Raw genomic sequence first — 14,305 nt, forward strand, 5'->3', positions numbered from 1 at the left:
TAATACAGAAAACTTAATTTAATAAACATGGAAAACCACAAAGATCACAAGGACAAAAAAATGGACCATTCTAAGATGAACCACGATAAAGAAGACCACTCGAACCTGCCTGCCGACAAGGCAGGAATGAATCATGACAAAAAAGACCATTCAAACCTGCCTGCCGGCGAGGCAGGGATGGACCATTCCAGTCATGACGGCAATGCACCAATGGGAATGGCGGGACACGACCACCATAAAATGATGGTTGCGGATTTTAGAAAACGGTTTTGGGTATCATTGGTAATTACCATCCCAATTCTGTTCTTCTCACCAATGATCCAGGAATTTTTTGGTTATGATTTTCGACTTCCCGGTAATCCTTATTACCTATTTGCACTCTCTTCGTTTGTTTATTTCTGGGGTGCTTGGCCATTTTTAAAAGGATTTTATGGTGAAATGAAAACCAAAGGTGCTGGTATGATGACGCTAATATCCATGGCCATTAGTGTTGCTTATTTTTATAGCACTGCAACCGTTTTCGGACTCAAGGGCGAAGACTTCTTTTGGGAATTAAGTACCCTTATCGTTATTATGCTTTTGGGGCATTGGATAGAAATGAAGAGTGTTTTAGGAGCATCAAAAGCCTTACAATTATTGGTAAGCATGTTACCTTCAGAGGCACATAAAGTCGTTGGAGATACCATTCAAGATGTAAAGTTGGACGACCTTATAAAAGATGATATCATCTTAATTAAACCAGGTGAAAAAATTCCAGCAGATGGTGTGATAACTGAAGGTTCTAGCTACCTTAATGAATCTATGCTTACCGGAGAATCCAAACCTGTTAAAAAAGAACTGGATGATAAGGTTATTGGTGGTGCTATAAACGGCAATAGCACCTTAAAAGTCAAGGTAGAGCATACCGGAAAAGACAGCTATCTTAGCAAAGTAATAAAGATGGTTGACGAAGCGCAACGCACCAAGTCCAAGATGCAAAACCTATCTGATAGGGCTGCAAAATGGTTAACTTATATTGCTTTAGCTATTGGATTTGGAACACTTGCAGTTTGGTTAATTTTAGGCTTTCCATTTGTGTATGCTTTAGAACGTATGGTAACCGTTATGGTTATTGCTTGTCCACACGCATTGGGTCTTGCTATTCCTTTGGTAGTGGCAATTTCAACTGCAGTTTCAGCTCAAAATGGATTGTTAATCCGGAATAGAACAGCCTTTGAAGAATCGCGTAAAATATCAGCATTGTTATTCGACAAGACTGGAACTTTGACCAAAGGGGATTTTGGGGTTACTAGAATTGAATCGGTAGATAAGAAGTATTCTTCAGCTGAAGTCTTACGACTGGCAAGTGCCTTGGAGCAAAGCTCAGAACATCCTATTGCTGTAGGTATCATTAAAAAGGTAAAAGCAGATAAGGTGACTATTCCAAAGCCTGAAAAATTTAATTCCATAACTGGAAAAGGTGTCGAGGCCAATGTAGAAGGCAAGGAGATAAAAGTAGTAAGCCCGGGCTATCTGCGTGACGAAAAGATCGCCATTCCTGATGATGCGTATAGCGATGCTGCCGAAACCGTAGTATTTGTGTTGATAGATGGAAAATTAGCAGGTTATATTGCACTCTCTGATGAGATTAGACCAGAATCGGCTGAGGCTATAAAAACCTTTAAAAAGAATAATATCAAAGTATATATGGCAACTGGTGATAATGAGAAAACCGCCAAAGCTGTAAGCGATAAATTAGGATTGGATGGCTATTATGCAGAAGTTTTACCACACCAAAAAGTGGAAATTGTAAAAGACCTACAAGATAAAGGAGAATTTGTTGCCATGACAGGCGATGGTGTAAATGATGCACCTGCATTAGCACAGGCCAATGTTGGCGTTGCTGTAGGTTCTGGTTCTGATATTGCTGCCGAAACAGCCGATATTATTCTGGTCAACAGCAACCCGAAAGACATTGCTAATTTAATTTTGTTTGGCAAAGCCACCTATAATAAGATGATCCAGAACCTGATCTGGGCTACCGGTTATAATGTCGTGGCCATCCCTTTAGCAGCCGGTGTACTATATTCAACTGGATTCGTATTGGGACCAGCCGTAGCTGCTGTATTTATGAGTTTGAGCACGATTATAGTGGCCATTAATGCACAATTATTAAAGCGAAAAATCGGTAAAAAATAATGAACAAGAAAGAAAAGCTCAACAGGATATCTTTAATCCTGTTGAGTTTATTTGTAGTGATGTTGGGTTATGGTATTTTATTGCCAACCCTTCCCTACTATACCGAAAGATTAGCTTTAAAAGACAATCTCGACACCGATTTAATCAACTTCCATATTGGGTTACTTACCAGCATTTATCCTCTATTTCAATTAATTTTTGTAATATTGTGGGGCAGACTTTCCGATAAATATGGTCGTAAGCCCATAATTCTGGTTGGGCTTATCGGGTTTATAACAATGAACCTATTGACCGGTCTGGCAACTTCGCTCACCATGTTGTATGTAGCCCGTATAATCGGAGGAATATTTACCTCTTCGGTAATTCCCGTCAGCAATGCCTATCTAAGTGATATAACCTCGGAAAAGCGCAGGACCAAAATAATGGCGTGGTCAGGGGTCGCAATCAGTTCGGGTGTTATCTTTGGCCCTGTTTTGGGGGGGCTGTTATCACAGACCAACGTGCACTTGAAATATTCTTTTGGCGTATTTCATTTTGACCGATTTTCGGTTCCATTTTTCTTTGCCGCAGTATTGGGTTTGATCGTATTGTTCGTTATTCTAAAATGGTTGAAGAACACGGCAATAGTGACCAAGATCAGAGAAAAAACGATAAAATTTAATTTTACTTTTAGTAATTATTTTATCATACTGTTGCTGCTATCCTTTGTAATGCAATTTGTTGTGACCCTGTTTGAAACCGTATTTTCCATTTATGGCAAGGACGAGCTGGCGTTCAATAGTAGTCAAGTCGGTATTGGCTTTATGCTTTGCGGTTCTGTGATGGCAGTCTTACAGCCTGTTTTTGCTACTTATGGGGAAAAGATAATGACCTCGAAACAGCAAATCACGTTAGGCTTAGTGATTACCGGACTTTCACTTATTGTATTCCCTTTTTTGCGCAATGAGCTATCTGTATATGGTATGATAATACTATTTGCCAGTGGTGGTGCGATGGTAACCCCAAATCTGCTTTCAGCCGTCTCTTTGTTATCTAAGGAAGATACGGGAAGAAACATTTCCATACAAAGCTCCACAAACAGCATTGGACAGATTCTGGGGCCCATTTTGGGGACTTGGTTGCTCGCCGGAGGCTTTTACTATCCTTTTGTCATTGCAGGCTCGGTCGTTTTGGTTGCAATAGGATTGGTTTACTATTTAAGGAAATAGCGATGACGCACAAATCAGCAGAAGATAATATCAAAAAAGTATTGCACGTTGTGGGCCATAATGAAGACTATATCGAGTTGGTCCATTCGGGCAAAGACTATTTTCATCGTTTGGAAAAAATAATTGAAAAGGCGCAAAAGGAAATACATTTACAAACCTACATTTTTGAAAACGATAGTACTGGAAATCGCATAGCTGCTCTACTGAAGAAAGCAGCCCAACGAAAAGTCAAAGTGTATGTCTTACTGGATGCCTATGGCTGTGCTGCGCTTCCAGATAGTTATGTCCATGATTTGGTACAACATGGTATTTCACTACGTTTTTTCTCCCCTTTGTTCTCTTGGAACAATTTTTATCTCGGTAGGCGTATGCATCACAAAGTAGTCGTTGCCGACGGAAAAACAGCACTCATCGGGGGAATCAATATTGCCGATAAATACCACGGCACAACTGAATCGGAGCCTTGGCTAGATTATGCCTTGCAGTTGTATTGTCCAGCTGCAGTAGATTTACAGAATCTGTGCAAGGATTATTTTTTTAAACAACGGAGTTCGAAAAAAGTAAATCCCGTCCTGCATTTGGTGAACAAAGCAAGGGTTGGAATCTTACAAAACGACTGGCTTAAAAGTAAAACCGAAGTCTGTGATGCCTATACTAATGCCATTCTCCATGCCGAAAAAGAGATAGTAATCGTAGGTTCGTATTTTTTACCTGGAAGGCGGATAGCAAAAGCCCTAAAAAAGGCAAGTGAAAAGGGTATAAAAATAATAGTCGTATTGGCTGGGGTTAGTGATGTACCGTTGGTACACAAAGCGGCTACCTATTTATACTCATCCTTTCTTCAACACGACATTCAGGTATATGAGTGGAACAGGTCAGTGCTACACGGCAAGGCGGCTGTAGTGGATAAGAAATGGGCGACCATAGGCTCATTTAATCTGAACAGTCTTAGTTGTTATGGCAGTATCGAAATGAACGTTGAGGTATATTCGTCCGATTTTGCGGAAATTCTGAGACTCGATTTTGACAAAGTGATAAATGAATGCAGTGAAGTTACCAATACCACGCTAAAACAGTCTAACAAGGGGTTCAATAGGATTGCACACTGGTTCTCTTATCAGACCATTAGGACAACCATACTATCCCTGACTTTTTTGCCACACCTAAGGTTTTTAGAGAAATTCCGACTATAGTGGTCAATATTCTTTTTATTATCGGAAATGAAGGTAGAATAAATAAGTAACTTTAAGTTCATGTCATATATTAAACTAAAACGCACACTTTTTGTGTTGTCTCTATATTTAATGACTTTATCCGCTTGCGACAGGAATGACGGAAATTCTTCCATAGAATCCGCTAATCTATCATTTACGGCTGATAATTTAGAAGGAGATTGGAAAAGAACGGCACAATATATTGGTCAAATAAATGACTCATTAGGAGTTTTAGTACCAAAAGAGGATTCGTTTGCACAATTCGAGTATTGCCGAAAAGATGATATTATCCGCTATATAAAAGGAAATCAGCAAGAAGAAAATGTTTATTTCTGGGGAATTGGGGAAATTGCATGCCATAGCCAGATAGCCAACTCCTTTCTTGAAATAGGTACTTGGGACTTAAATGAATCCGGGAAACTCACCCACTCATATTTGGATGTTAACGAGCCCTTTATGGTGGTTAAATTAAGGAGTCAGCAACTGCAGGTTAGAAGGGAATCGGGAGTGGAATCAGCCGAAGGTACAATCTATGAGTTCACAGAATATATACGTGCTAGATAAAATTATTTGCATCGGTCGAGCCATTAAATTAAAAGGAGAAGCTAAATAGGGGCCATCTTTTTCTTAGCACTCCATCTCAAACCTCGAATCAACAGAAACAAGTCACCTCTTTTGATAGACCGAAATGGAATTCTCCTTAAAATTTGTAATGTATAGATATTCCATATCCAATAAAACATCCGTAGGATAATTTATCCCTTCTTCCAAAACTTGAAACAGTTGCCCATCATAGCCATAAATCAAAACACGATCGTTCTCTTGATCTGTTACCGCTATTTCCTGACTATTCAAAGCAATACCAGAGGCCACGTTTATTTGGTCATTTAGACCAATCGTCTTTAAGTGTTTTCCACCAAAACCAAAGACCTGAACCCTGTGGTTATAGGCATCCGCTACATATACTTTCGCCTCTTTTAGCTTAACATCTATTGGATAGTACAGTTCGCCCTCCTTGTGGCCCTGCTTGCCAATGGTAAAACTTTCATTCGGTGTCTGTACTAGAATCCGATGATTGTAAAAATCCGCTATTAGAATACTATCCCCATATACCGAAACACCGGCCGGGGCCTGTGGTCGTTTATTGATTTTCAAGGGGCGGGAGTTTCCCATTTTATATTGCCAGATGGTGTCGGTCAAAAATTCGGGGATATATAGTGCTCCCTTGTCAAAATGTATGTTCATTGGCCGTTGGATACCGGTGATTGAATCTAATACCTGCCCATTCATGGCAATTTTATATAAACGAAAATGATCAGGATCCGAAAACCAAATGGTTTCCCCGTCCTTGGCCAATGCCAAGGGACGGGATTCTATGGGTAGCATAATTTTCCTTTCGAAATGCCATTGTTTTTTAACCTTTTTACAACTAGATATGACAAGAAGCAAAAAAACAACGGGGAAGATGTACACCTTTCTAAAATTCATACCAAAAATTTACTATCATAGAAATTAAAACCAGGGATGTAATTATCCATAGAGACCAGGAGTTGATACCACGATTGATTTTACCATCTTGGCACGATTTCCTCCGGCAAAGCCTCTTCGAACCTTCAAAATTTTTATAGTGTGCGACTCCAAGGCTGCCAACCGAAAATAGGGTCAGATAGATCTCAGCGGGGTGTACCCATTGAAAACCTCTACTTATAAATCCCAATCCGGCCACCACCGAAAGCAATGCGGGAATGAAACAACACATCAAGGGAAGAACGGCAGCAAGCAAACTGGAGCTCAATAACATTTTGACGAAAGACTTCATAAAAACTTATTTGACTTTTGTGAGTATTATGGCCCATCGGCCCGAAAGGTTTCCATCCTCCTCATCTTCTACCGTACCACTTACAGTTGCCATTCCAGGAGTCAATGCTTGCACTAGTTCAGTCGGTGAATGCTGCGATATATCAAATAGCTCTTGGCCGGTTTCAATTACCCACAGCCCGTTTTCCTTCTTCACGGTTCCTGAAATGGTGATTTGGGCTTTCTTTGCTGAAAATCCATTTTTTTTCACTTCTTCCTGAATGTCTTGTAATGTGAGTTTATTTTCAGTTGCCAGTTCCAAGTAGGCCTTCCCGTCGTTAAGACTTACACGAACATATTTAAGACCTTCCATCTTTTTCAACCCCCGCTCCAGGCCATAGGCACAAGGGGCACAATCCATTCCATATACTTCTTGGTCAACTTTGGTGATCTGTGCATGCGATGTGCCGATACCAAATAACCCAATTATTGCCAACATTGTAATATCCTTCATTTTTTTGCTCTTTTAGATTTTGTCTTTATTTATAACCAGTAACTTAAATTTATCGCTATCCGATAGTTTTCCTTTATGGTTCCTGGTGTCAAATCCTGTACAACCGGAAACAAAGCCCCGAACGATACTCCCCAGGCCCCGTACAGTCCCAAAAATGATGGGCCTGCCAAAACCTTCGTACTCCGCGAACCGGAATAATCCTGTTGCCCCGAATATTTATTATTACCCGGGAATTCGACCAGCGATTCGATGAAGATGCGCCAATCAGGTTTCGGGTAATCGCCCATAAAAATATTGGGGCGATATCCTACCACCGCACTTGCGTAGGGTAAGTCGCCCAGCTGTTCGTTGTTTTTTTTGAAATAGTACTGATATCCTCCCCCTATCCAAGCATACCATATGCGGGAGGCATAGCCCGTTGAAACGGCGGCGTGTACCGAGTTGCCCACATTGACCTGCCCACGCTCGTTATCAGTCGGAGCGGAAACGCCCACAATGGCGGTGGACTCGAAACGCTTGCCCACTCCGAATGCATTGGAAAAGAAACGGTACCAAAGTGATGCCTCGATATCGCCGTTGGCAGGCATATTGCTGTTTCCCCGTGTTCTTGGGGCATTGTCATGGCGTTCGATCATTGTAGGGGTTGTCAAATTTACCTGTAGATCTTCCGTAATACCATAGGAGAACAAGTAGCGTAGCATATACGAAGTTTCGTTTTCCGTACCTAGGCTCATACCGGCCACGTTCAAATCGACACCACCCTTTGCAAGGGTCGGTGTCTGCAGGCCGTAAAGCGGCCCGTGGCCCTGGGCCATCGCTGTTCCCGCTATAAGCAATAACCCTATTGTTGCCGAATACTTGATATTTCTTGATAGCGATATAAATTTTTTGAAGCACATGGTTATCTAGGTATTTTATAAAGATTGCCCTATTCCGGCTTCCATCAATTTTTCCTTGGAAATCGCTGAATCCTTACAGCATTCGAGCAATTTTCCATTTACTGCCACGGCAGGTATTTTGTTGACCCCGTATTCGTTCATCTTGGTAAGACACGTCTTATCATCGCATTGTTTTACCAAATCGTATGTTGTTACTTCACATTCATCACAGGCCAGTTCCTCAATCATTTTAACCACTGGGTCACATACGGGGCAGTTGGCTGTAAAGACTTCTACTTGACGTTTCATAATCTCTTTTTTTTTATTAATATTTCATTTATAATGGCTTATCAATTAAGCACGGTACAAAGGTAGGTGGGTGCCTGGGGTGGTCTCCAAATAATATTTCAAAAAAAAATGACCCATAGTTTTGGGCCATCAAACGGGGGTTGTTTTTTCGCGAGTTCTATTCTTCGTTAAAGTCTTCCAATTTGGATTTGAGCATGGCAATTTCTTTCATTTTGTCGGTAAGACTGTCCAGCTCCAAATCAGGGAACTGTTTCCGTATAAATTCAATACGGTCTTCATTACCACAATCTCCAGGACAAGCTTCCACGGTTTCTGAAATCTTGATTGCCAAGGCTTTTCTGTAAGTTTCGTCCAGTAACAGGAAATGGGCCTTGTCCAAACCCTTTTGTGCTGCTTTGAACTGTATCAGTATCTTTTCAGGGTCGGTATCCTCGTCCAGCATTTTAATGAGGCCGCTAAGTTGCCCATTGATACTTTGTAACCTTGTTTTTATGTCCTTACTTAAATCCCGTGGTATCATTGATTAAAATTTTATTGCAATGTAAGTATGCTCGTAGGGTGGTCTCCAAATATTTTTCCAATTTTATTAGCAACATTTTAAACCTTCCTGAATAGGTGGACAGGCCACAGTTCCGTAAGAACAGAATACGCAGCAATGGCCTTCTTTTGGTTTTAGTATTTGTTTGCAATTATCACATTCATAAAAGAATTGACAGGCCGTGGTTGGCATTTCTTCTGCCTTTTTGTGGCCGCATTCAGGGCAGGTAATCGTGGATTTTAATATAGTAGTTTCCATAAATAATAGTTAGAGCATATAGGTTAGGTCGAATGCCATTGTAGGGTATGAAAATATCATTGTCCTTAAATCGCTTATGGTCATCTTGGCCTTTATCGCCATTGCAAAAAGATTTATTGTTTCTTCACAGTAAGGTCCAATAAGATGCGCGCCCAAAATGGTATTGTTATTTTTATCGACGATTGTTTTAAAGGCATACTCATCCACATTCAGGCGTCTCGCATTGAACCAATTATCCACTTTTTCAAAATTGACATTGACATCATATCCCTTTTCTTTGGCTTCATCTTCCAATAGGCCAACGGTTGCCATAGTGGGCAAAGTAAAAACCACGGAAGGCATTGGGGGATAATTGACTTTTTTCTGGTTCCCCTTGATGATATTTGAAGCCACGACGTGTCCTTCCAATACAGCTACGGGTGTTAGGGGCAATCCTCTTGAATTCGCTGCATCGCCAGCTGCATATATGTTCGCGTTCGATGTGCTCTGAAGGTATTCGTTGACCTCTATGCCCTTTTTTGAGAAGGATATACCTGCTTTTTCCAATTCTAAATCAAAAATGGCTGGGGGACGACCAGCGGAATTAAATACTGCTGCCGATTTGTAATTAGTTTCCTTTCCGTTTGAAATTCCTGTGGTTATGTAGTTGCCATCTTTACGTTCAATTTTAGAGACTTCGGTTTCAAGAACAAGCTTGATACCTAAATTACGTGTGGCAGCGACCAAATGTTTTACAATATCCCGGTCAAAGTTTTCCAACGGACGTTTACCTCGATGTACTATCGTTACCTCGGCACCGGAACGTGCGGCAATATGAGCGAATTCAAAAGCAATATATCCACCACCGATGAAAAGCAAGGATTCTGGTAATTCCTTTAGGTTTAGGAAATCCGTACTCGTTTGAGCAAGCTGTCCGTCATCAAAGTCTAAAACTTTTGGTTTTGAACCTGACGCAATTACAACTTTATCAGCTTGAATGGTCTCGTCACCTACACTTAAGGTATTTTCATTTATAAACGTAGCGGAACTGTGAAAGGTATCTATGCCGTTCTTCTCATACCCTTTTTCTATTTTCTTCGGCATTTCATCGACAAAGGTCTGTTTGAACACAATTATATCCTTCCAGTTGATATCAAGAATGGTATCAATGCCTTTCCCTTTAAGTCTTTTAGCAAAGTCGCGTACTTCCGTGGCACCGATAATCACTTTTTTTGGGTCACAGCCTCGTAGGGCACAGGTGCCACCATAAGGCAGTTCATCTGTAATGCCCACCGAAAGACCTTTTGAAGCGCATTTATTGGCGATTGTCATACCTGACATACCCGAACCAATAATGAAAACATCATATTTTTTCATCTACTTATTTTCTTTAGTGGTTTTCTCGACAACTTTAAAGCCGGTGCTTTCTATAGCTTTTCGGATTGCAGGCAAACCGGTTTTGGTCTTGTCAAATTCCACTATGGTATTGGCATTTTCGTAGCTGGCTTTGACCGAAATAATTCCATCCAGCTTATTGACTTCGTTTTCTACGTGTGCCTCACAGCCTGCACAGGTCATTCCAGCGACTTCAAAAGTCTGCTTTTCGATATTGGATTGAGAGACATAGACGATATCCTTGGTGGGTTGTGCATAAAAAAGGTTGGAATAGTACGGGAAGGCCAGCATCAATGCGGCGAATAGTGTTACTATCAATAAGAACCGTGTGGATTGCCAAAATGATGGTTTCGAATCATCTTCACAGGCGCAATCTATTTCTTCCTGTGTTTTCGGTCGTAGTTTCTGATACCAGGCAAACACCAAGACAATAATGGTCAAGCCGATAAGGTAGGGTCTAAATGGCTCGACCCAAGAAAAGGTAGATGCAATTCCGCTTGTTCCAGCAATTAATGCCAAGACAGGGGTTATACAACATATTGATGCTGCAACTGCGGTAAAAATGCCGGTATAGGCCGCGGTGTTTAAGGTTTTATTCGGTGCCATAATGTAAACTTTCTAAGCTGTTTTCTTTCTTGCTGAAATTGAATTGAAAATTCCATTCAAAACATTGTCCTCACTCTTTACCAGCGAATAATATAATGTTTGCCCCTCACGTCTCGATAAAATAATTCCTGCATCCTTCATTTTACGGATATGTTGGGATACGGCAGGAACACTCATTTCAAGAATGTCAGCAATATCGCAAGGGCAAAGTTCTTTTTCTATGTTCAAAAGAAATAGAATTTTTAACCGTACCTCACTTCCTGCCAGCGCCAGAATTTTGCTCATCGACTTAAAACTGTCCGAAGAATTCTCAATGGTTTCCTTGCAACGGGATATTTGCTTCTTGTCTGCTTCGTTCCGTGTACAAATTATTTCCAAGCTCATCTATTTTGATTTGAAGTGGCAACAAATATATCATTATTAAATTATTTAAGCAAATACTTAAATATATTTTGTTGTTACACTTGAATACATTGTTCAAGCGCGATATGACTGCTTTGAAATCAGGCGGATTTAAGTTGATAAATAGGATATCACTTTAAAAATAGGTGCTGATCCCAAAATACCATGTTGCAGTTTTTGAGGCAGGATTGTTTAAAATATCCTGCTGCCATTGGTATCGATAGTTAATCCTTAGAACGGTCTGGGGTGACGGCCTGAAGCTCAAGGCAGGGGTCAAAGCGAATAGGTCATCGCCAATATCCGTATTGGTCTGGGCAAACCTGCCGATATTGTAATCCACATAATCCGTCCTGAGCGAAAGGTTCAATATCGCATCTTCCCAATCCAATATTTTCGTTTTTAACACCGGTTGGATAATGTCGACAAAAAAGCCCGCCTGTTGATTTCCAAATTGCTGTGTGAAGGTATCCGGTACCCCTATCCAAATGTAGGCCATCTCACCTACGAGCCTTGTTCCGGTTTTGTTGATGGTCGTATTTAGGTCTAAAGCCAGTACATCGACCCGCCTTGATTCAGTGTCAACTTGAAGTCCATCTATTTCTTCCCTGTTGTATGTGCCTCCCATATAAGAGATGCCCAGTTCTCCTACTTTACGATGTTTAATTGCCAATTTTCCATTTAAGAGCGGGCTCCCACTAAAATTATCTTCAAATCGCGCAGAATTTTCCTTGACAGCCACTAAAGAAGTCCTTTCTTCTTCGTTATTGATAATGCTAGTGTCAAAACCATTGGTTAGATACGCTTCATATCCCAAAGTCCAATCTCCCTTATACGTCTTTCCATATATGCCAAATCCGGCATTGGAGAAAGTGGCGGGCAACAAATTGGTGCTAACATCCGGTCGCTCCACGAATTCCCATTTCGGACCGTCATGATTTTGATTAAATGAGCCGATGGGATTCAATACAATTCCACCTCGAAGATTGAGCAAGGGATGTAAGGCGATATCCATTGAGGCAAATTCGATGGCGATTTCCTCGGTTCCGTTTTCAAATTCCAACTCAGTCAAAAACTTAATGCGCTTCGATATGGATGCCGAAACGAAAAGAGTCAATCTCCTGGCCTGAAAAGATAACCCTTCTGACAATCCATCCTTAATGCTATAGATTGAGTTCGCCTCCAGATAACCACCTAGATTGACAGGAAATTTGTCGAAAGTCAAAAATGGGCGGTCATAGACTGCATCCATATTCATTGATGCCTTGATACTGTCTTTATCGCTGATTTGGGCGCTGATGGTCGAAACGCAAATATTCAATAAGAAAAGGGCAGTGTATATTTTAGGAGACATGTATATAGATATGTTCATTATCGGTTGTTATTGGGAATGACTTCAGGTTTTCTTCCGCGGGCCCTTGCATAACCTGACCCAAGCGGTCAAATTCACTGCCATGACATGGACAGTTATATATGCCCCCGCCAATGTTGAGTTCACAGCCTCTATGGGTACATTGCATTAAACTGGCAGTAAAGCCTTGGTTCGGAGTTTTGAATACGCCGATGGGATATTGCATGGAACCGCTCTGAATGACCACAAAATCGCGTTCATTTTGTTTTCCTCCTTTTATCTGTTTAAACTCACCTTTTGATATTCTCAACATTCCCTCTTCCTCAGCGAAGGACGCATAGTATAGGCCAGCACAGCTGTGGAGCAAAAAGGAGGAAGCCGGGAGAGCTGTGGTTAGATATCCCAAACGTTTGATGAAATCTTTCCTGCGCATTTATAGGGAGTTAATGAATTGTACCAATTGTGACTTTTCTTCTGGCGTTAATGAGAGGTACTGAGCCTTTGAATTATTTGCCTCACCGCCATGCATTTCTATAGCTTCCTCAATACTTGAAGCCCTTCCGTCATGTAACAGGAATATTTGTCCGCCTTGGGAATTGGCGGACAGGCCGATTCCCCATAGCGGTGGAGTTCTCCATTCAGAAGTCTCAACGTTGCCCTCTGTGAATCCATCATCAAGACCAGGGCCCATATCATGTAACAATAAATCCGAATAGGGATGGAATTCCTTAAAGGACAAAGATTCAATGGGAGAAAACCCTGTTGTCAGGGTCGGTGTGTGACAAGCTGCACATTGTATGGATTGGAAAAGCTCTTTTCCGGCTATAACATCCGGATCTGTCTGGTTTCTAGGAATAGGAGCTTTAAGAGTTTTAAGGTAAAATACCACGTCATTCAAAGTCTGGGTACTTATCTCTGGATCTTCTTCAAGACCGCTGAAGGGGTCAATGGGATCAAAAAGAGAGGTTATGCCTATATCTTGATTATACGCACCTACGGTCTGGTGCAACAAATCATAGCTATTGGCCTTCTTACCAAACCTGAAGATGTAATTGTCTCCAAGTGAAACACTATTTTCCCGGATTTCAGTGAATTCAGGAGGAATATTATAGTGGGGCCTTCCGCTAATTCCATCTCCATCCTCATCCATTGGGTCGGCCAAGGCCAGAATATCCCCATCAGGAACTGCATCCAACAGGCCCAATCCAGTGACTGCAGGGGCCACCAAAATAGAAAAGGGCACACCATCGGGCACGGTTTCAGGCTCAAAACCTGGTATGGCCTTATTTTGAATTTGGTTCCTGCCATCGCCGATAGTTGGCATTGAGGGTAGGACCACATCATTGTTGCCAAACCTGATAAGTTGGTTGAAAGGATGGCCCTTGCCATCCCCTGAATGGCAGCTAACGCAGCTAGTCCCGACAAATAATGGGCCAAGGCCATTTTCAACGGTAAAGACGTCATCGTTAAAAGCTATGTCGCCAGCTAAAAACCGTTTTTGCTCGCTTATGGACAGGCCATCGATAGGTCCATCCAACAGCTCAAATTCCATAGGTTCCTCGGGTCCCAATTTTTCACAGCCACAAAGCAGAAGTAAAGAGATCCCAATAAAAATATAAATTATTTTAGACATTACTATAAAAATATATATACGAATATAATTATATTTTTAGATAAGTCT

The 14,305-nt window shown here is 41.2% G+C and carries 16 protein-coding genes; 4 read left to right on the forward strand and 12 right to left on the reverse strand.

Annotated elements, in window-relative coordinates; translation table 11 throughout:
- The first annotated feature begins 27 nt into the window (after positions 1–27).
- The 4 genes from AB8P51_RS11220 to AB8P51_RS11235 are packed head-to-tail and all read left to right on the forward strand — an operon-like array spanning position 28 to position 5,164.
- Complete coding sequence (locus AB8P51_RS11220; protein ID WP_369748918.1) at positions 28–2,178, forward strand: copper-translocating P-type ATPase; 2,151 nt, start codon at positions 28–30, stop codon at positions 2,176–2,178.
- Complete coding sequence (locus AB8P51_RS11225) at positions 2,178–3,386, forward strand: MFS transporter (protein ID WP_369748919.1); 1,209 nt, start codon at positions 2,178–2,180, stop codon at positions 3,384–3,386. The genes AB8P51_RS11220 and AB8P51_RS11225 overlap by 1 nt, the downstream gene beginning before the upstream one ends.
- Positions 3,387–3,388: 2 nt before the next feature.
- Entirely contained in the window at positions 3,389–4,579 is a 1,191-nt protein-coding gene (locus AB8P51_RS11230; RefSeq protein ID WP_369748920.1) for a phosphatidylserine/phosphatidylglycerophosphate/cardiolipin synthase family protein, read from the forward strand.
- A gap of 60 nt (positions 4,580–4,639) precedes the next feature.
- A complete protein-coding gene (locus tag AB8P51_RS11235; RefSeq protein WP_369748921.1) occupies positions 4,640–5,164 on the forward strand; it encodes a hypothetical protein in 525 nt (174 codons plus the stop codon).
- Between the two features lie 102 nt (positions 5,165–5,266).
- On the opposite strand, the gene AB8P51_RS11240 is transcribed toward AB8P51_RS11235, so the two are convergent.
- The 12 genes from AB8P51_RS11240 to AB8P51_RS11295 form a co-directional block, all read right to left on the reverse strand.
- Entirely contained in the window at positions 5,267–5,986 is a 720-nt protein-coding gene (locus tag AB8P51_RS11240) for a hypothetical protein (RefSeq protein ID WP_369748922.1), read from the reverse strand.
- Between the two features lie 439 nt (positions 5,987–6,425).
- On the reverse strand, positions 6,426–6,911 hold the full coding sequence (locus AB8P51_RS11245) for a heavy-metal-associated domain-containing protein (protein WP_369748923.1): 486 nt from the start codon (positions 6,909–6,911) through the stop codon (positions 6,426–6,428).
- A 29-nt stretch (positions 6,912–6,940) separates the two neighbouring features.
- Positions 6,941–7,810 (reverse strand): hypothetical protein, encoded by an 870-nt coding sequence (locus tag AB8P51_RS11250; protein ID WP_369748924.1) that lies wholly within the window; start codon positions 7,808–7,810, stop codon positions 6,941–6,943.
- Between the two features lie 15 nt (positions 7,811–7,825).
- Positions 7,826–8,098 (reverse strand): thioredoxin family protein, encoded by a 273-nt coding sequence (locus tag AB8P51_RS11255; RefSeq protein ID WP_369748925.1) that lies wholly within the window; start codon positions 8,096–8,098, stop codon positions 7,826–7,828.
- Between the two features lie 157 nt (positions 8,099–8,255).
- Positions 8,256–8,618, reverse strand: coding sequence for a metal-sensitive transcriptional regulator (locus AB8P51_RS11260; protein WP_369748926.1), 363 nt, complete (start codon positions 8,616–8,618; stop codon positions 8,256–8,258).
- Between the two features lie 66 nt (positions 8,619–8,684).
- A complete protein-coding gene (locus AB8P51_RS11265) occupies positions 8,685–8,894 on the reverse strand; it encodes a GDCCVxC domain-containing (seleno)protein (protein ID WP_369748927.1) in 210 nt (69 codons plus the stop codon).
- Positions 8,895–8,903: 9 nt separating this feature from the next.
- Positions 8,904–10,250, reverse strand: a complete 1,347-nt coding sequence (locus AB8P51_RS11270; protein WP_369748928.1) for an NAD(P)/FAD-dependent oxidoreductase — start codon at positions 10,248–10,250, stop codon at positions 8,904–8,906.
- Positions 10,251–10,874, reverse strand: a complete 624-nt coding sequence (gene merTP, locus AB8P51_RS11275; RefSeq protein WP_369748929.1) for a mercuric transport protein MerTP — start codon at positions 10,872–10,874, stop codon at positions 10,251–10,253.
- A 12-nt stretch (positions 10,875–10,886) separates the two neighbouring features.
- Complete coding sequence (locus AB8P51_RS11280; RefSeq protein WP_369748930.1) at positions 10,887–11,258, reverse strand: ArsR/SmtB family transcription factor; 372 nt, start codon at positions 11,256–11,258, stop codon at positions 10,887–10,889.
- Between the two features lie 154 nt (positions 11,259–11,412).
- On the reverse strand, positions 11,413–12,627 hold the full coding sequence (locus AB8P51_RS11285) for a hypothetical protein (RefSeq protein ID WP_369748931.1): 1,215 nt from the start codon (positions 12,625–12,627) through the stop codon (positions 11,413–11,415).
- Positions 12,617–13,057 (reverse strand): ubiquinol-cytochrome c reductase iron-sulfur subunit, encoded by a 441-nt coding sequence (locus AB8P51_RS11290; protein WP_369748932.1) that lies wholly within the window; start codon positions 13,055–13,057, stop codon positions 12,617–12,619. The genes AB8P51_RS11285 and AB8P51_RS11290 overlap by 11 nt, the downstream gene beginning before the upstream one ends.
- The gene (locus AB8P51_RS11295; RefSeq protein ID WP_369748933.1) at positions 13,058–14,257 is read right to left on the reverse strand and encodes a di-heme oxidoredictase family protein; all 1,200 of its coding nucleotides are present in this window, start codon (positions 14,255–14,257) and stop codon (positions 13,058–13,060) included.
- Positions 14,258–14,305 lie beyond the last annotated feature (48 nt).

Origin of the sequence: Muriicola sp. SD30 (genome assembly GCF_041205185.1) — a bacterium.
Taxonomy (GTDB): Bacteria; Bacteroidota; Bacteroidia; order Flavobacteriales; family Flavobacteriaceae; genus Muriicola.